At 69.0% G+C, this 16,049-nt stretch carries 16 protein-coding genes and 1 tRNA gene; 11 read left to right on the top strand and 6 right to left on the bottom strand.

Annotated features, from left to right (window positions below; all coding sequences use genetic code 11):
• Positions 1-87: 87 nt before the first annotated feature.
• Positions 88-789 (top strand): hypothetical protein, encoded by a 702-nt coding sequence (locus ACZ6R6_RS08385; RefSeq protein ID WP_470091262.1) that lies wholly within the window; start codon positions 88-90, stop codon positions 787-789.
• Positions 790-906: 117 nt separating this feature from the next.
• Here the strand turns inward: ACZ6R6_RS08385 and ACZ6R6_RS08380 are convergent, their stop codons facing one another.
• Entirely contained in the window at positions 907-2,061 is a 1,155-nt protein-coding gene (locus ACZ6R6_RS08380; RefSeq protein WP_470091260.1) for a tyrosine-type recombinase/integrase, read from the bottom strand.
• Between the two features lie 231 nt (positions 2,062-2,292).
• Positions 2,293-3,036 (bottom strand): HAD family hydrolase, encoded by a 744-nt coding sequence (locus ACZ6R6_RS08375; protein ID WP_470091259.1) that lies wholly within the window; start codon positions 3,034-3,036, stop codon positions 2,293-2,295.
• 269 nt (positions 3,037-3,305) lie between these two features.
• Between ACZ6R6_RS08375 and ACZ6R6_RS08370 the strand changes: the two genes are divergently transcribed.
• Together ACZ6R6_RS08370 and ACZ6R6_RS08365 are read left to right on the top strand one after the other, a co-directional pair.
• Positions 3,306-3,369: transfer RNA gene (locus ACZ6R6_RS08370), tRNA-Phe, on the top strand.
• Between the two features lie 169 nt (positions 3,370-3,538).
• On the top strand, positions 3,539-3,988 hold the full coding sequence (locus tag ACZ6R6_RS08365; protein ID WP_470091257.1) for a hypothetical protein: 450 nt from the start codon (positions 3,539-3,541) through the stop codon (positions 3,986-3,988).
• A 62-nt stretch (positions 3,989-4,050) separates the two neighbouring features.
• Here ACZ6R6_RS08365 and ACZ6R6_RS08360 read toward each other — a convergent pair whose 3' ends face one another.
• Positions 4,051-4,302: a tyrosine-type recombinase/integrase gene (locus tag ACZ6R6_RS08360; RefSeq protein WP_470091255.1), complete on the bottom strand. Its 252-nt coding sequence runs from the start codon at positions 4,300-4,302 to the stop codon at positions 4,051-4,053.
• 408 nt (positions 4,303-4,710) lie between these two features.
• Here ACZ6R6_RS08360 and ACZ6R6_RS08355 point away from each other — a divergent pair, with 408 nt between their 5' ends.
• Together ACZ6R6_RS08355 and ACZ6R6_RS08350 are read left to right on the top strand one after the other, a co-directional pair.
• The gene (locus ACZ6R6_RS08355) at positions 4,711-5,244 is read left to right on the top strand and encodes a hypothetical protein (protein WP_470091253.1); all 534 of its coding nucleotides are present in this window, start codon (positions 4,711-4,713) and stop codon (positions 5,242-5,244) included.
• A gap of 547 nt (positions 5,245-5,791) precedes the next feature.
• Entirely contained in the window at positions 5,792-6,049 is a 258-nt protein-coding gene (locus tag ACZ6R6_RS08350; RefSeq protein WP_470091252.1) for a hypothetical protein, read from the top strand.
• Positions 6,050-6,103: 54 nt separating this feature from the next.
• On the opposite strand, the gene ACZ6R6_RS08345 is transcribed toward ACZ6R6_RS08350, so the two are convergent.
• The 3 genes from ACZ6R6_RS08345 to ACZ6R6_RS08335 all read right to left on the bottom strand — a co-directional run bounded on the left by ACZ6R6_RS08345 (position 6,104) and on the right by ACZ6R6_RS08335 (position 9,270).
• Positions 6,104-6,559, bottom strand: coding sequence for a hypothetical protein (locus ACZ6R6_RS08345; protein ID WP_470091251.1), 456 nt, complete (start codon positions 6,557-6,559; stop codon positions 6,104-6,106).
• 638 nt (positions 6,560-7,197) lie between these two features.
• Positions 7,198-7,521, bottom strand: coding sequence for a sensory rhodopsin transducer (locus tag ACZ6R6_RS08340; RefSeq protein ID WP_470091249.1), 324 nt, complete (start codon positions 7,519-7,521; stop codon positions 7,198-7,200).
• 429 nt (positions 7,522-7,950) lie between these two features.
• Positions 7,951-9,270 carry a M14 family zinc carboxypeptidase gene (locus ACZ6R6_RS08335; RefSeq protein ID WP_470091248.1) on the bottom strand — a complete coding sequence of 440 codons (1,320 nt, stop codon included), beginning with the start codon at positions 9,268-9,270 and terminating at the stop codon, positions 7,951-7,953.
• A 69-nt stretch (positions 9,271-9,339) separates the two neighbouring features.
• On the opposite strand from ACZ6R6_RS08335, the gene ACZ6R6_RS08330 reads away from it, so the two are divergent.
• The 6 genes from ACZ6R6_RS08330 to ACZ6R6_RS08305 all read left to right on the top strand — a co-directional run bounded on the left by ACZ6R6_RS08330 (position 9,340) and on the right by ACZ6R6_RS08305 (position 16,009).
• Entirely contained in the window at positions 9,340-9,951 is a 612-nt protein-coding gene (locus ACZ6R6_RS08330; protein WP_470091247.1) for a TetR/AcrR family transcriptional regulator, read from the top strand.
• Positions 9,952-10,014: 63 nt separating this feature from the next.
• A complete protein-coding gene (locus ACZ6R6_RS08325; RefSeq protein WP_470091245.1) occupies positions 10,015-11,448 on the top strand; it encodes an MFS transporter in 1,434 nt (477 codons plus the stop codon).
• Between the two features lie 2 nt (positions 11,449-11,450).
• Positions 11,451-12,299: a M55 family metallopeptidase gene (locus ACZ6R6_RS08320; protein WP_470091244.1), complete on the top strand. Its 849-nt coding sequence runs from the start codon at positions 11,451-11,453 to the stop codon at positions 12,297-12,299.
• A gap of 92 nt (positions 12,300-12,391) precedes the next feature.
• The gene (locus ACZ6R6_RS08315) at positions 12,392-13,948 is read left to right on the top strand and encodes a serine hydrolase domain-containing protein (protein WP_470091243.1); all 1,557 of its coding nucleotides are present in this window, start codon (positions 12,392-12,394) and stop codon (positions 13,946-13,948) included.
• 295 nt (positions 13,949-14,243) lie between these two features.
• Positions 14,244-14,423 (top strand): hypothetical protein, encoded by a 180-nt coding sequence (locus ACZ6R6_RS08310; protein ID WP_470091241.1) that lies wholly within the window; start codon positions 14,244-14,246, stop codon positions 14,421-14,423.
• Positions 14,420-16,009 (top strand): PucR family transcriptional regulator, encoded by a 1,590-nt coding sequence (locus ACZ6R6_RS08305; protein WP_470091240.1) that lies wholly within the window; start codon positions 14,420-14,422, stop codon positions 16,007-16,009. The genes ACZ6R6_RS08310 and ACZ6R6_RS08305 overlap by 4 nt, the downstream gene beginning before the upstream one ends.
• The last annotated feature ends 40 nt before the right edge of the window (positions 16,010-16,049 follow it).

The following is a 16,049-nucleotide window of genomic DNA, read 5'->3' as shown; positions in this document are numbered from 1 at the left end:
GAGTCGCCCCGGGAACGAGCACTGAGCGGGCAGGGAGCGGGAATGCGGCGGTCGGAGCGTCTTTGGCACCTCGTCCGGTCCTACGGCATGGGTGAGTGGTTCATGGCCGCGTGGGTGGAGGGTCTGGAGGTGTGGGAGGCCGCCCGGCGGCTGGGGGTGTCGGTCGCGGATGTGGACGACTCAGTCGAGTGCACCTGGACGGACGTCCTGCGCGGGCGGCCTTCCGACGGTGAGGCGGGGGTCGTCTGGGCCGGTCGGCTGACGGCGGACTGGACGCAGATCATCCAGGTGCAGGGGTTCGACTGCGAGGGGGCTCTGCGGGAGCTCTCGTACGGCGGGCGGGCGCTGCTGGTGGGCTGGGACATCAACGGGCCGCGTGATCTCGAATACGCGGTCAACGGTGAATACGTCACGGGGCTCAGCGTCACCGTCCCCGGAAGGCGCTGGGGACGCGATCCTCAGGCACTCGACTCCTACGCGCGAGGGCTGCGGTTCGATCTCCGGGACCCCGGTTGGGAGAGCGATCCCGAACTGCCGGCGGGGTGGCCGGCGTACTGCGCGTGGGAGGAGGCCCGGCTGGAGAGTGGAGAAGACTACGGGGAGGAGGACATCCCCGACGAGTGGCAGGACTTCATCGCGCTTGCCTGCAACGGGTACAGCCCGCCCATGGCGACCTGCCTTACGTCGGCTCTGGCACTTGTCGGCAGGGTGACGGGCAGGGAGATCGACCGGGAGTGGATGGACGGGGCCCACACCCGCTACGTGATCCGGGATCAGCGCAACGGCTGAGGACAGCGTCCCGCCTCAGCGGAAAGCCCCTGAAGGGGCACGCCGTCTCAGGGGCTTTTCAATGTCTTGATCTGATGCGTTGGCCGTCGATGCTGCTGGCGGTACAGCGCGTTACCGCTATTCGCCCATTGCCGTGGCGAAGACGTCGGCGGCCGAGGCTTCCGCCGCTCGGATCACGTGGGCGTAGACGCGGAGTGTGATGGACGGGTCGGCGTGGCCGAGCCGGGCGGCGACGACGTGGACGGGGACGCCGGCCAGGAGCAGCGTCGTGGCGTGGATGTGGCGCAGGTCGTGAAGCCGGGCGTGCGGGAGCGGCTTGTCGGGTTTCGGTCCCTTCGGCGGGTCGTTGTATCGCCGGATCATGGTGGCGGTGAGCGAGCTGACCGTGTCGGGATGGATCGGCTCACCCCAGCCGGTCGTGAACACGTGGTCATCGGTTCCGTGCCACTCCTGCCCGGCTACCAGCTTGTCGGCGGCCTGCTTGCTCCGCTGCGCCTTCAGGACCCTGACCGTCCCGTCATCAAGGCTGATGATGCGCTTTCGACCGCTCTTGGTAGTCCCCTCGATGCGTTCGCCGTCGATGAATGCGGCTGAGCCGGTGATGGTGATCTGCTTGCCGTCGAGGTCGACGTCTGACCAGCGCAGGTTGAGCAGTTCTCCGCGCCGGGCGCCCGTGTAGGCGGCGACGTGGAAGAAGGCGGACAGCCGGTGTGCGGACATGATCTGTAGGAAGGTCTTGAGCTGGTCGGTCGTCCACACCGTGCCGGGTTCTTGGACCTCACGCCGGGGACGCTTGGCCCGCTCGACCGGGCTGGAGGAAAGGATCTGGTCGATCTCCACCGCGTCCCGGAACGCCTTGCGGAGCACCGCGTGCACGTAGTCGATGGTGCGGGCCGAGAGCTTGCGGCCGTTCTTACCGCCGCCGGCCATCAGGTCCCGGTAGAGCTTCGTGATCGTGGCGGGACGGACGGCCTGAAGCTTCTGACGCCCGATGTGCGGCTTGACGTAGCGGGCGATGATGTCGCGGTAGTCCTTGAGCGTCTTCGGCTTGATCTCGACCGCGTGCGCCTCGATCCACTCATCGAGGTAGTCGCCCACGGTGATCGCGTTCCGGTCGACGTACTCACCGCGCCGGGCCTTCACCCGAGCCTCGTCACGGGCCGCCTTGGCATCGTCCTCGGTCTCGAAGCCGCCCACCCACTTGGGCTTGCTCTCGCCGGTCTCGGGGTCCTTGACGCGGACCACGTACGACCAGGTGTTGCCGCGCTTCATGACACCGTCGCGGAGCTGGGGCTTGCTCTTCTTACCCTTCCCCTCGCTCTTACGCGATCACATCCCACCGAACCGCATCTACCGCCTGACCAGGACGTGATCCTCCCGACCTGGCACACGCCGTTGACTCGTAATGAAGTGCTCTCGTCGTGCTGAGCCGCTCGTTCGGCGGGCCCGTATAGGTGATCTCATGCGGGTGAGTCGTTCCCTATGGGGACGTGGAGGCAGTCGCTACATGGGTGATGTTGCGATGTCGCCACCGATGGGGACCGTGGCGAGAGCGTCGGCCAAGTGGGGCAGGGATGAGACGACGACCGAGCCATCGATGTTGGCCATGTGCTTGCGGCTTTCACGCAAGCCGGCAACGCCGATCGCCTGGGTGCCGATGTCCGCCGCGATCATCATCGCCTGGACGGAGGCGCCGACCACCGTACATTCGGCGGGGTTCATGGCCAGCGCCTTCCTCGCCCGGCGTACGAGGGCGGTTCCCATCGGTCTACTCGAAGGACGGTGGTGTCGGTACCCGACGACCGGTCCCACCAACTGCCGCAGTTCGTGCCGGTCCAGGTAGGACTCGATAGTGGCGGAGTAGCGGCTGCCCACCACAGCGACGCTTCTGCCGCCGGCTTGGCAGGCCAGCAGAACCTGGCGTACCCCGGGCGCGGGAACGGCCGTCGTGACCGCGGCCGTCTCGGCCGCGCGCAGGATGTCCTCCGCTTCGTCACTGTGGGCGGCGCTGACCTGGTGGGCATAGGCCACCATCCACAGCGGATCGGCGGTCACATGGAAAGCGACACCGGTCAAAAGCGATATCGGGGGGCTTGGGGCTGGGAGCCGCGCGTGGATGTCGTCGGCGATCGCCGACGTATCCACACCGGCGAACAGGTCGCAGATTACGCCGTCGAAAACAAACAGCATGGCGCGGGTGCGTTCCAGGACGCGCGCGACATGGGAACGTACTCGCGTGGCCGGCAAGCAGGAGCCTCCTGGTCATGATGTCGTGGCTGTCCTGGTGCGGCGCCGTACGAATCGGGTCTTCTTCCTGATGGTGGAAGGTATCAACATGAAGCTGGATGCTTGCCACTCACATCACGGTCCGGGTCGTCGCTACCGCGGCTGTTCCCTGGAAGGAAGGTGCCCCGCGATGATCACGATCGAGGTGACAGCAGCGCTGACAGCAACGTCCCCACACACAGGCTCACTTCGGCTACCGTCCACCACTCTCTGACCACGGTCTCCGCTACCCGACCAGGGCGATCGGTCCGCCTGAAAAGCGGAAGGTCGGCGGTTCGACCCCGCCCCTGACCACAGCAGCTGAGCAGGGAAGACGCCCCGAACGATCATCGTTCGGGGCTTTTTGGTTCTCTTTGACGACAACGTGTCCATGGACACTGTGCGACTGATCTCTTTGTCGGTATCAACCGGTAGCGTCCTTCGTACTTCAGGGCAGGTGCGCCGTCGGCTGAGAGGAAGAGTCGTGGGCAGTTCAGCGTGGGACTACTGCACCCCGTATCAACAGGACTTGTCGGCTGCGCTTGCGGCTGCTCACGAACGCGCCTTTGGGGAACGCGACTACTTCTGGCTTTACGACGGGCGCTGGGGAAGCCCTGAGCGGCCTCGGCCTTCCATGGTGGAGGAGCTATGGCAGGACGAGGGCGTGCGGCATTCGTTCACCCATTCGGTGCTGGACGTCTTCGAGATCCTGGGCGAGAGCAAAGAGCCCAGGGTTTGCGCAGCCAGGCCACTCACCTGGGAGGAGACAACCAGATTGTTCAGCACATCGCAGCCGACGCGTGTCGACTTTGACAGAGCGCATGATGAGGTGCACGGCGTGATTGAGGAGCGTGGCCGCGCTTGTTGCACTGTCTTGTATGACAAGCAGCAGCGACCGAGTGAGATCGCGTTCTGGAGGGTTACCGGGGATTGACCGAGCGGGAAAGGGGAACGCCTCGGAGCATTATGCCCGAGGCGTTTCGATCGAGATCTCTATCAGCCGAGAGCGTCCCTGAGCCTGCCGAGGGCTGCGCGCTTGTCGCCGAGGGAGGCGTGTGCGTAGATCGTCATGGTCACCTCGATGTCGGAGTGTTCGACGATCTCCCGGACGATGTGCGGAGGCACATCCAGGTCGAGGAGCAAGCTGACGTAGGTGTGGCGGAGGTCGTGAAGCCGCACGTTCTCCAGTCCGGCCGCGGTGCGGATCTCTCCCCAGCTTCGCCGTAGATTGTCCGGCTCCCTCGACATTCCGCTCTACATCACTCGGTAGTGCCACGCAGCCCCTTTCACTTCGGTTGCGTGACTTCCTGCCGGCACAGACCCGCGAGTCCCCCTACGAACAGGGCGTGTCGCGCTCCGTAGTCCGGTCAACGGGGCATGGCAGTCTGGGCATGCTCACCCCGATACAGTTCGAGAACGCGGCCACTGTGGCATGACATCCAAAAACGCGACTCCACCGAACGCGGGACACACCACGGCCTCCATCAAACCCGGCGCGGTTCAATTGGCGAACCAGCGGCGGGCCTACAATCCGACAACCCCTCACCATACCGTCGCAGCTCTACGTGTCCGAATCTCTCCTTAAGCGATCAGGATGCGCCATCTTTGCGGGTACGCCTTCCGACCGAACGCATGTTGAGTAGTTTGGGATATGAGATGAGCGAAAACAGTACTCGTGACACGGTGGCAGTTGTCGCGCTGATTGGTGTCATATTTGCAGGGCTGAGCGCCTTCACTGACGTCGACACCTACATCAGGTGCAGAATCTTCTCCTGCGAAGAGGAAGCCGCCGCGACGCCCACCCTGCCCCCGAAGGGCGGGACACCCAGCACGCCCACTCCCGGCACGACGACCGAGCAGCCCCGCTCGGAGAACTCGGCACCGCCGACCCGACTTGGGCCGCCGACCGCAGTACTCGAACCCAGCACAGCAGCTCCAGGCTCGAGGATCACAGTCTCCGGCAGCGGCTTCTTCGCGGGTGAGCGGGTGCGGATCATCATCGAGAACGACAACGGGATCGTGACCACCGAACTCGTGGACGTCACCACCTCGTCCAACGGCACCTTCACGAGCGAGGTCGTTCTCCCCGCCGCCAGTGACGTATGGACGCCAGGCGAAACAGCGAAGATCGCTCTACATGGGCTAACCAGCCAGAAGTGGGCGGACACCCCGCTCAGGTTTACCCAGTAGTGGCGACCCGGCGAGCAGTGCCGAGCCCCGGCGTCACGGAGGGGAGTGTAAGAGCTGCTAACACAATGAGCTGAGACGGCGCCAGCAGATCAATGCGCAGCAGGCCAGGCGGAGAATGGGTGGGCGCCCTCTCCAGGAGACGACGGCGAAGGGGTGAGTTGCTTCACCAAATCCGTCGGCGGGAGAGGGGCTGAAGTCTCGGTGCGGTTCCTGGACGAGCTGGGGGAGGAGTACGGCGATGACTACGACGTGGACGTGACCTCTTCCCTGGACGGAGGAGGCTGGTGTTGACACCTGGATGCTCTGAACGCTTCGAGCCTCATCACCGACTGCGAGTTGCGGGGCTGACGACAACGGTGACGACAACGTCGGCCACCACAGACACACGGCGGCAGCCGTCCACAGCCCTCTGACCTCGTGTCCGTTGAGCGGAGCAGCACAGTTGGTCCGCCTGAAAAGCGGACGGTCGTGTCGGCTTTCTGCTTCCGTCGGCCGGGCAAGATCAGTCTCCATGAACCGGGTTGGTACTTCACCGTAGGATGCCCCGATGATCAACGCTGATGACCTCACATACGAGATGGCCTTCTCTCGTGTGGACAGGGTGATCGACGAGTTCTGCACCAAGCTCGGCGGCCGGCCGACCTGGTTGGAGGAGCCGCGGTGGCCGCTCTGCGCACGGCACGAGCGTCCAATGGGGTTCATCGGACAGTTCAGACTCCCCGGTAGGTCGATCCGGATGGCCTACCTCTTCACAGCAACACCGCTTTACAGGATTACCCTCCACCGACCCGCAACCACCATCTGAGCAGGGTGAGACGCCGTTGACGAGGCATTTGCCCTTGCCTACGGGATCTGGTGGTCAGGTGTCGTACAAGCCGTCCCAGGGTTCGTAGAAGCCGAGGTTGTCCGGGTGGAGCTCGACGTGTTCGGTGCCTTCGAAGGTCTCGATGACGAGGCCGAAGAGCACGCCGTCGACTTCGTGGCGGAAGGGCCGGATGGCGATGTCGTCGAAGCGGAGGCCGGGGAGGGCGTCGAGCCATTGCTTCAGTCGCTCCTGCGCGGCGTCGACGGCCGTTCGGTGGTTGTCGTCGGTTCCGGTGCGCTCGATGCGGGAGTCGAGGTGGTGGCCGGCGGCATCGAAGGTGTGCAGGACGGCGTGCCAGCGTTTGTGTGCGGGCCAGTCGTCGGTGTGGGTGTAGCCCTCGGGGAAGGCGGCGACGACGGAGCCGAGGAACTGCCCGCCCTCCCAGTGCCCGATGGTGTCGGTGTGGTAGTCGGGTTCGTAGCTGATGGGGATGATCTCGGGGACTGCCATGCGCGGGAGAGTAGCGATCGGGTACGACAATGCCCCTGCACTGCACGTGATCTTGCTAACGGAAGTGCTGGCACCGTCCCTGGGTGCGAGTGGACACCCACAGAAGATGATCAAGTGTGAGGCGTCTCTGGGCAGGTCTTTCCGGCGCCGGTAGACGTCAGTAGACGTTCTCGAACTGGCTGCGGATCAGAAGGTTAGGGGTTCGAGTCCTCTCGGCCGCGCAAGGCGAAAGCCCAGCTCACCATCCGGTGAGCTGGGCTTTTTCGTGTCTGTGATCGACTGTGGTGTCCGGCTGTTGTCCGTTGGCTCCGGTTGATCGTGCCGAATACGTGCCGAAGTTCGGCCACTGGTGCGAGGCCGTCCGTTGGGGGCCTACCCGGCTCCGCCAGTAGGCCAAGTCATGCCGGGTGGTGAGGGGCAGGCGCTGGAGGAGGCCGCTGAAGAGGAAACAATCGTGTAGCCGTGGGCGACCGGATTGGGGCGGCGGCTCGCGCGCCGGCCGCCGTACAACTCGCCCGCCTGGGCGCGGACGTCCTGGAGGCACCGGTGTGCGGACGTCCTGGAGGCACCGGTGTGCGGACGTCCCGGCTTGTGGTTGCGGCGTGCGGCGGATGCGGCCGCCGACGTCACGTTCGCAGTCAGGCCGCCGGCCGTCGCCACTTCGACACGTCCTGGTCCGCCGGGTGGGGCTGTACGAGCACCGGGGTGTCCGAAACCACCACGACGGAGTACGGCAGGCTCGGAGGCGGGGCGTCGGAATCGACCAGGTCCTCCAGGGTTGGAGACTGTGTACGCTGCGCGGGAACGATCAGGCGGAACGGCCCCAGCGGCTGCCCGCCCTCGGCGCAGAACGTCAGCTCGACGTGGGCGATGCCGGAGCCGGTGTTGAACAGGCTGAGCTGGTCACCGGGCATGCACCCGTCGATGATCGCCATCTTCCAGTTTCCCACCATGGTGTTCATGTGCGATTCCCGTCTGCTGCTGCGGCAGTCGTCCCGCTACCCCGACAAGACGGGACCTATCGCGGAGTCACGCCCGTCGTGTCCGCCGGGGTGGCCGGCCTCAAGCGGATCACGTCCGGCGCGAATCGGCCGCGCACCTTCAGGCCCCACCGGTCGGCACCGCCGCCCTGTCGCATACGAGTACACCCCTGGTCTGTCGCGCACGAGTACACCCCTGGCCTGTGGAAACTGTGTCTCTCGCAGGTCAGGGGCAGTACGGCAGTGGAAGCGAGATTCGCGCATTCGATGCGAACGCCTCACCCACGGTCCATGGTCAGGGCGCCCGGCGCAACCGCCACCCAGTCCCCGAGAGGAGTAACACCCCAGGTCACGGACCTCCGGATGACGGATTCAACATCCGCCAAGACCGTACAGCCCGTGCGCCGGGGGTCAGGAGAGATCTGTCCGCTTGGCGGACTCCGCCGCGAGCAGCGCCGCGCCCAGTTGCACGGCGACCAGGGAGCGGAGCGGGATCGGCGTGCCCTCCGCCTCAGCTTCGGCCTCGGCGAACCACTCCTCGAAGCGCGCGCCGAGCCGGGCCCGTTCGGCGCGGATGGCGGGCGTCTGGTTGCCCGCGCCGAGCTCGGCGTCCAGCATGCGCAGGTAGGTGCCGCAGTACCGCAACCGCATGATGTGCACGAGCTGCCGGTTGCCGACCACCTCGGCCACGGTGGCGGGCCGGTCGGTGCCGGGGAAGCTCTCCCACTCGCCGATGAACTCGTCGTGGGAGCCGACGAAGTCCTCCAGGGCGCAGCGGAAGGGGGAGTGGACGGTCAGATCGGCTCTGACGGAGGCGAGGGATTGCGCCAGTTCGGCGATCAGGGCGCGTTGCGCGGCCAGGCCGGCCTGGATCGAGTCTCCGTACTGCTGGTCGGTGGGGGTCTGGTCGGAGACGCGGTGGTCGGCCCAGTAGGGCAGTTCGGTGACCAGGTGCAGGGCGTCGAAACGGTCGGCGTAGTCGACGCTGCCGCCGCCGGTGCCGTAGGTGGCGGCGATCTTGGCGCCCCGCGGGGTCATGTAGGCGGCCGGGCCGATCGGGACGGCGCTCGGCACCTCCGGCGGCCCCATGTGCAGGGGCAGGCCCTCGGCGGTGGCGATGGCGGCCAGACGGGCGGCGAGCGCGGGGTCGTCCTTGCTGAGGTAGTAGAAGGCGCCCTGGAGTTCGCCGTTGTGCAGGGAGTAGACGAAGGCGGGCTTGACCTCGTCCATCAGCCGCATCAGCGCCTCGGTCTCCGGCAGGGTGCGGTCGAAGAAGTAGTCCTCGCCGGTCAGCGGGAAGGTCCATTCGACCTGGTCGGCCTCGGCGGGACGGTAGAAGTGCTCGGCGTAGGCGCGGCGGTCGCTCGGCCGGGTGTACCAGCCCTCGTTGAGGCGGGCGCCGTCGGGGTCGACGCACGGGATGAGGTGCCAGCGGTAGCCGAAGTCCTCGCGCAGCGCGGTGTCTTCGACGAGCTGGCGCAGCAGCGTGCTGACGGTGAGCGCGCCGATGGGCTCGTTGGGGTGGGGCCCGCCGATGATCACGGCGTCGTGGGGGCCGGAGCCGATGGTGGCCACGCGCAGCGGCTCGCCCAGGCGCGAGGTGCCGATGCGGCGCAGCCGTACCAGGTCGGGGTGGGCGGCGGCGAGGTCGTCGAGCTCGGCGTGCATCTGGTCCACGGTGGGGAACGCGGTGTAGTCGGGCACGCGGCTCATGTAGGGGGCGACGTCCATCTGAAAGCCTCCTGATAATCTGGATTATTCTAGTAAAGCAGATTATCTTTGCGGCATGCAGGAGATGTCATGCGGCTGAACAGAGCGGAAAGCAAGGCGGCCAACAAGCGCGCGCTGATCGAGGCCGCGCGCGAGATCGTCGGCAGGGACGGATCGAAGGCCAAGCTGGAGGACATCGCCGAGCTGGCCGGCCTGACCACCGGCGCGGTCTACTCGCTGTTCGGCGGCAAGAACGGGCTGATCGTCGCCATGTTCGACGACTACACCGGGCCGCTCGACCTGCGCCCGGGCGAGGCCGGCGGGTTCGGCGCGCGGCTGGAGGAGGTCGTGGCCGAGATCGCCCGCCGCTTCCTGCGCATGTCGGCCGACCCGCAGGCCGCCGGCACGCTCCTGTTCGAGACGCGCGTGCTCGACCTCGTGCTCAACGACCCGGACCTGCTCGGCAGGCTCAACGCCTCGATCAGGTCGACCGAGGCCGACCTCGCCGCACTGTTCAATGGCTGTGAGCACGACGGCGCCGCCGTCACGGGCGAGCAGGCGCTGCGCCTGGCCCGCGCGTTGAAGGCCGTGCTGTCCGGGCTCGGCCAAGGCGTCGTGCTCGGCGCCCACGAGGCAGACGAGGAGTTCTTCGTCGATACAGCCCTGGCACTGATCACGCCGAGGGTGCTCGGCCCGGCCTAGATCACGGCCGGAGGTTCGGGGGACCACGCGGCCGTACGTCACCCCACCCCGAAAGGCAGAACCATGTCCAGATCCGGCTTCGGCATCATCGGCGCGCCAGTGTTGTTCATCGGCGTCCTCCAGGCGATGGAGATGACGCTCTCGCCCGCGCTCCCGCTCATCCAGCGGGACCTGGCGGCCTCGCCGGGCGCGCTCGCCTGGATCTTCACCGGCTCGCTGATCAGCTCGGCGATCAGCACCCCGATCGTCGGCCGTCTGGCCGACATCTACGACAAGCGGCGCCTGCTCCTCGCGCTGATGGCGGTCAGCGGCGCCGGGATCCTGCTCGCCGCCCTGGCCCCCAACGTCACCCTTCTGATCGCGGGCATGGCGATCGAGGGCGTCTGGCTGGGCGTGCTGCCGCTGACCGTGGGGCTGTTCCGCGACACCCTCCCCGCCGAACGCGCCGCCACCGGCAACGGCCTGGTCATCGGCGTCGCCGCCCTGGCCAGCGCGCTCGGTCTCATCCTCGCCGGTCCGATCAGCGCGGCCCTCGGCTACCGGTGGCTGTTCCTGCTGGCCGTGGCCGGAGCGGCGGTGGCCTGCCTCTGGGCCTGGTACGCGGTGCCGGCCACCCCGCGCGCGGCCGGCGGGCGCGTCGACTGGCCGGGCGGCCTGCTGCTGGGTGGCGGCCTCGCCCTGCTCATGCTGGGCCTGACTGCCGCCTCCTCCTGGGGCTGGACGGCCCCCGCCACCCTCGCCCTGTTCGCCGCCGCCGTGCTGACGCTGGGCCCGTGGGCGGTCATCGAGCTGCGCGCCGCCGACCCGCTCGTCGATCTGCGGCTGCTGGCCGGGCGTACCCCGGCAGGGGTGACGACCATGGGGATCGTGTTCGGCTTCGCCTCCTTCGGCCTCGTGGTCGCCCTGCCGATGATGCTGGCCGCGCCCGTCGAGACCGGCTACGGCCTGGGCGCCGACGCCCTGTGGATCGGGATCTACATGTTCCCGATGGGCGTCGCGGGCACCCTGGTCGCGCCGCTGGTCGGGCCGATGACCAGGCTGCTCGGACGGCGTGCCGTGCTGGTGCTCGGCAGCGCGCTCGTCTGCGGCGGCACCGCCGTGCTCGCCCTGTGGCACTCCTCCCCGTGGCAGATCGTGGCCGGGGTGACCGTCATGGGGCTGGGCGGTTCGATCGGCCTCACCGCCGGGCTCAACGCCGTGGCCGCCGACGTGCCCGGCGACCGCGCGGCCGGGGTCAGCGGCGTGGTGTTCGTCGCCAAGAGCGTCGGCGGCACGTTCGGGGCCCAGCTCGGCGCCATGGTGCTGGCGTCCGGCGCGGTGGCGGGAGTGCCGACCGAGCGCGGCTTCGTCGACACCTACCTGCTGTCCGCGGCGCTCGGCCTGCTCGCCGTCGGCGCCGCTTTCGTGATCCCCGCCGCTGTGCGGGACGCCCAAGACGAGGGCGGAGCCTTGGCCTCGGCGACAAGACCCGCCGTGCACCCGAGTGAAATCCTGTGACGATGGCAAAGGTTTACATCTCCATCGACATGGAGGGCGTGGCGGGCATCGCCACCATGGACCAGGTCGTCCGCGGCGGCCACGGGTATCCGCGATCGCAACGGCTGATGACCGCCGAGGCCAACGCCGCCATCGACGGCGCGTTCGCGGCCGGAGCCGACAGCGTCCTGGTCAACGACAGCCACGGCACCATGGACAACCTTCTGCACGAGGAGCTCGATCCGCGCGCCCGGCTGATCTTCGGAACTCCCAAGCTGGACTGCATGGCCGAGGGCATCTCGGCCGAGCACGACGTGGCCCTGTTCCTCGGCTACCATGCCGCCGCCGGCTCGCCCGGCGTGCTCGCCCACACCTACTCCTCGCACTTCCTCGGGGTGCGGCTCAACGGCCGGCCGGTGTCGGAGGCCGAGGTCAACGCGCTGCAGGCCGCCGTGGTCGGCGTCCCGGTGGGGTTGCTGACCGGCGACGACGTCATCTGCGGCGTCGCGGAGAAGGCCTTCCCCGGCGTGCGGACGGTCGCGGTCAAGGTCGCGCACGGGCACACCGCCGCCGACAGCCTCTCGCCGGCCGAGGCCAGGCGTCTGATCCGGGAGGCGGCGGCGGAGACCGTACGCGGGGCCGCAGAGCTGGCACCGCTCCAGTTGCCCGAGGTGCTCGAGCTCGAGATCGACATGCCGAGCACGCCCGCGGCCGAGCTGGGGGCGCAGATCCCGGGCGTGCGCAGGATCGCCGACAGGACGCTCGCCGCCACCTTCGCCACGCCCACGGAGGTACTGGGCTGCGTGACGGTCTGCTACCACCTCGCCGCCGACGCCATGATCAGCCGGATGGCCCTGTACGGCCGCCGCTAGCCGTCCCGCCGGCCCGTACACCAACCGGACAGATCACAGGTTTGCCGCTCGAGCCGGAGGGTTCGCGCGCAGGGATCCAGATGCAGGGAAATATGAATCTTGAGCAGGTAGAACACGCCATCGCCGCCCTCCCCGGCGTCCGCCAGGACACCCCGGGTCTGGCGGTCGGCGTCTACGCCGAGGACAAGGCGCTGCACACCTCGGCCAAGGGCGTGGCCACCGTCGAGTTCGGCGTTCCGATCGACTCCCGTACCCGCTTCGACATCGCCTCCATCAGCAAGCAGTTCACCGCCGCGTGCCTGCTGCTGCTGGCCAGGGACGGCAAGCTGAGCCTGTCGGACGACGTCAGGACGCACATCCCCGAGCTGCGGCTCAACGTGCCCGTCACGATCGACCAGTGCCTGCGGCACACCGGCGGCCTGCCGGAGTGGTACGCCCTGCAGGCCGTCACCGGCGTCCCGCTCCAGGTGCTGGACGAGGAGCGGCTGATGAAGATCGTGACGGGCGTCCGCCGGACCATGTTCGAGCCGGGCACCGAGTTCTCCTACTCCAACACCGGCTACATCCTGGCCGCCGTCGTGGTCAGGCGGGTCAGCGGCCGGTCGCTGGCGGAGTTCGCCCGCGACCGGCTGTTCGGTCCGCTCGGCATGGACGACACCGTCTTCCGCGACGACGCCTCCGTCCCGTTGCCCCGTATGGCCTTCGGCTACACCGGCGCCGGCACCAGGGCCGACACCGAGGAGAGCGCGGTCGGCGACGGCGGCGTGGTGACCAGCGTCGCCGACCTCGCCCCGTGGTTCGGCTTCCTGGCCGACGGCCGGGTGCTGGGCGCCGACCTGCGCGAGGCGCTGCTGGAGCGGACCGTGCTCGCCGACGGCACCGTCCTGCGGTACGCGCGCGGGATCTGCCACCTGACGGTCGGGGAGCTGAGCGGGTACGGCCACGCGGGAGGCATGCACGGCTATGTCGGGAACCTGCTGTACCTGCCGGAGCCCGGCCTCGGCGTGGCCGTGCTGACCAACCAGAGCGGGCTGGATCCGGTCGGCATCAGCATGCGCCTGGCCCGCGCCCTCACCGGCCAGGCCCCGGCGGCCCGGCCCACTCTCGTCGGCCCGGTCACGGGTGAGGCGGGCAGGACCGCGCTGCTCGGGCACTGGCGTGATCCGGCGAGCGAGGCCATGCTCACGCTCGAACCCGCGGAGGAGGGCAGAATCTCCCTGACCGGCTCCGCCACCGCCGTGCTCGCGCTCGGCGACGACGGCCGCTGGCACGGACAGGAAGACGCCGAAGGAGCCTGGCTCGCGCTGGAGGGCGGGCGGCTGCTGCTGGGTGACGACGGGTCGATCCGGTGGCCGGCCTCCTTCACCCCGTGCGACCCGCCGGGCGAGGGCCCCGCGCCGGAGGGAGCCTGGCTCAACGACGAGCTCGGCGTGCTCGCCGTACTCCGGAAACAGGTGTTGCGCGTCGGACTCACGCTTGAAGTCCCCGTCACACCCGCGCCCGCGGGAACGTGGCGGGCGGGTCCCTTCACCTTCTGCCTCGACCAGGACGGCGATCTGCTGCTCAGCGGCTCCGGCCTGCGTGCGATGCGCTTCGCCGCGCGGCCCGAGAGCACCGCGGCCGTCGGCGTCCCCCCTGGCCTGGTCTAATACGGTGTCGGCCTGCGGCACGAGCCGGGGCGCGCAGAGTTCGGCTGTCGGGTCGGTGAACGCGGGAGGCCGGGCTGCCGGCGTCCGACTGTCCCCCCGCGTCCGCCAGGTCCGCCCACCAGGACCGTGGTGCTGTTCGAGGGCGCGGTCGTCGAGCAGAGAACCACCTCGGCGGTGCTGCACACCCCCGCCCACGACTGCACCGGACGCCTGGTGGCCCCGCCCCCGGAAAAGCCCGCGAACTTCGTACTGACTGACGAGGTGGACAGTGTTCGGCTTAGGAAAGGCTCACCCCATGCACGACCTCATCCTGCGCGGCGGCACCCACGACGAGCCCGGCCTGCGGCCGGCGGGTGTCACCAACATGTTCCTGGGCAGCCGCATGGTGATCGACGACGGCGAGTTCACCGGCGGCGGGCACGGACGCCTCCTTCGCCGAGGCGACGCTTGCCGCCGGCTGCGGGGAGCCGCATGAGTGCACGGGGCCGGGTGACGCTCGGCGTGCTGCTCGACAGCCTCGGCACGGAGGTGGTGACCGCGCTGTGCCTGCCGTCCGGTCGCCAGGCCATGGCCGGCGCGCCCGTCATCTACGGCTCCGACGAGCCGATGACCGCCTTCGACGGAGCGCTGCTGCTGGTCACCGGCAGACCGGAACCGTCCCTGCTGGAACACGCGGCCGAGGCGGGTGCCACCGCGGTCGTGGTGCGGGCCGGGCTCGGCAACGCCACCGCGCTGACCGAGGCGGCAGCGGGAGCGGGCGTGGCGCTGCTGGCCGCCGCGCCCGGCCTGTCGTGGGGCCAGCTCTACGCGCTGGTCGACGCCCTGCTCGCGCTCGTCGCCCCTACGTCCGACCTGGGCGACGGCGCCCAGGTAGGAGACCTGTTCGCGCTGGCCAACCAGGTCGCCGCCCGGGTCGGAGGTGCCGTGGCCATCGAGGACCTGGCCATGCGCGTGCTCGCCTACTCCACGATCGGCGGCCAGCGCATCGACGAACTGCGTAGGGAGGGCATCCTCGGCAGGCGCGTCCCCGAGCACCCGACGAACGCCGAGGAGTACGCCGCCATCCTGCGCTGCGAGGAGGCCGTCTGGAGCTTCGAGCCACGCGAGTACCTGCCGAGGCTGGCGATCGCGGTACGCGCCAGGGGCGAGGCCCTCGGCACGATCTGGGCCATCCAGGCCGACGAGCCGCTCGCGCCCGACGCCGCCGCCGTGCTCGCCGAAGCGGCCAGGACCGCCGCCCCGCACCTGGCACGCATCAGCCTGGCCGCCGACAAAGCCCGCAGGACCAGGGACGAATGGCTGGGCCGGCTGCTGCGGGGCGTCGGTCCCGCCGGCGAGCTTGCCACCTCCTTCGGCCTGCACCCGGAGGAACCGGTCGCGGTCGTGGTGGTCGGCACCTGGGAGGTCGGGAGACGTGCCGACGTTTTCGCCACCACGCACGCCGGAGACCTCCTGCGCACCGCCTGCGCCGCCTACCGGATCAGGGCCGCCGTCGGCGCGGTCGACGGCAGGACCTACGCCGTCGTGGCCGCCGGGGCCGGCACGCCGCTGCTGCGGCGCATCATCGCCGACATCCTCGGCCAGCTCACCGACCGTCTCGGCGGCCGCTGGCGGGCCGGCGTCGGCAGGACCGTGGCCTCGGTCGCGCAGGTCCCCGCCAGCGCCCGGCAGGCCGACGAGGCGCTGCGCGCGATGTGCGGGCCGACCGCAGGCGGCGAGGTGGGCTTGCACGAGGAGCTGGCGGCAGCGCTGTTCCTGCTGGACGTGGCGGCGTCGATGCGGACCGGCCCGGCGCTGCTGGGCGAGCCGCTGTCGCTGGTGGCCGGGCACGACGCCAGGCACGGCACCGACTACGTCCACAGCCTGCGCGTCTGGCTGGCCGCCCACTACGACGTGCGCAGGGCGGCCGAGACGCTGTCGCTGCACCCCAACACGCTCAGGTACCGGCTGAGCCGCATCGGCGAGCTGGTCCCGCTCGACGACCCCGACGTCAGGCTCGTCCTGGGCCTCCAGCTGCGGCTGGGCGAGGTATGGGCGTCCGGCACAAACAGCGGCGAGTGAAGTTCGGCTTGCACGCCAACGCCCCGGCGGCGGCCCGCTG

Source organism: Streptosporangium sp. NPDC048886 (assembly GCF_055586905.1).
This window is presented reverse-complemented; position numbering and strand designations above follow the sequence as displayed.

What these genes read in the sequence shown, in the direction of transcription:
- ACZ6R6_RS08385 (WP_470091262.1), top strand. Translation starts at nt 88, where the DNA reads ATGGGTGAGTGGTTCATGGCCGCGTGGGTGGAGGGTCTGGAGGTGTGG.
- ACZ6R6_RS08380 (WP_470091260.1), bottom strand. Translation starts at nt 2,061, where the DNA reads ATGAAGCGCGGCAACACCTGGTCGTACGTGGTCCGCGTCAAGGACCCC.
- ACZ6R6_RS08360 (WP_470091255.1), bottom strand. Translation starts at nt 4,302, where the DNA reads ATGTCGAGGGAGCCGGACAATCTACGGCGAAGCTGGGGAGAGATCCGC.
- ACZ6R6_RS08355 (WP_470091253.1), top strand. Translation starts at nt 4,711, where the DNA reads ATGAGCGAAAACAGTACTCGTGACACGGTGGCAGTTGTCGCGCTGATT.
- ACZ6R6_RS08350 (WP_470091252.1), top strand. Translation starts at nt 5,792, where the DNA reads ATGATCAACGCTGATGACCTCACATACGAGATGGCCTTCTCTCGTGTG.
- ACZ6R6_RS08345 (WP_470091251.1), bottom strand. Translation starts at nt 6,559, where the DNA reads ATGGCAGTCCCCGAGATCATCCCCATCAGCTACGAACCCGACTACCAC.
- ACZ6R6_RS08340 (WP_470091249.1), bottom strand. Translation starts at nt 7,521, where the DNA reads ATGAACACCATGGTGGGAAACTGGAAGATGGCGATCATCGACGGGTGC.
- ACZ6R6_RS08335 (WP_470091248.1), bottom strand. Translation starts at nt 9,270, where the DNA reads ATGGACGTCGCCCCCTACATGAGCCGCGTGCCCGACTACACCGCGTTC.
- ACZ6R6_RS08330 (WP_470091247.1), top strand. Translation starts at nt 9,340, where the DNA reads ATGCGGCTGAACAGAGCGGAAAGCAAGGCGGCCAACAAGCGCGCGCTG.
- ACZ6R6_RS08325 (WP_470091245.1), top strand. Translation starts at nt 10,015, where the DNA reads ATGTCCAGATCCGGCTTCGGCATCATCGGCGCGCCAGTGTTGTTCATC.
- ACZ6R6_RS08320 (WP_470091244.1), top strand. Translation starts at nt 11,451, where the DNA reads ATGGCAAAGGTTTACATCTCCATCGACATGGAGGGCGTGGCGGGCATC.
- ACZ6R6_RS08315 (WP_470091243.1), top strand. Translation starts at nt 12,392, where the DNA reads ATGAATCTTGAGCAGGTAGAACACGCCATCGCCGCCCTCCCCGGCGTC.
- ACZ6R6_RS08310 (WP_470091241.1), top strand. Translation starts at nt 14,244, where the DNA reads ATGCACGACCTCATCCTGCGCGGCGGCACCCACGACGAGCCCGGCCTG.
- ACZ6R6_RS08305 (WP_470091240.1), top strand. Translation starts at nt 14,420, where the DNA reads ATGAGTGCACGGGGCCGGGTGACGCTCGGCGTGCTGCTCGACAGCCTC.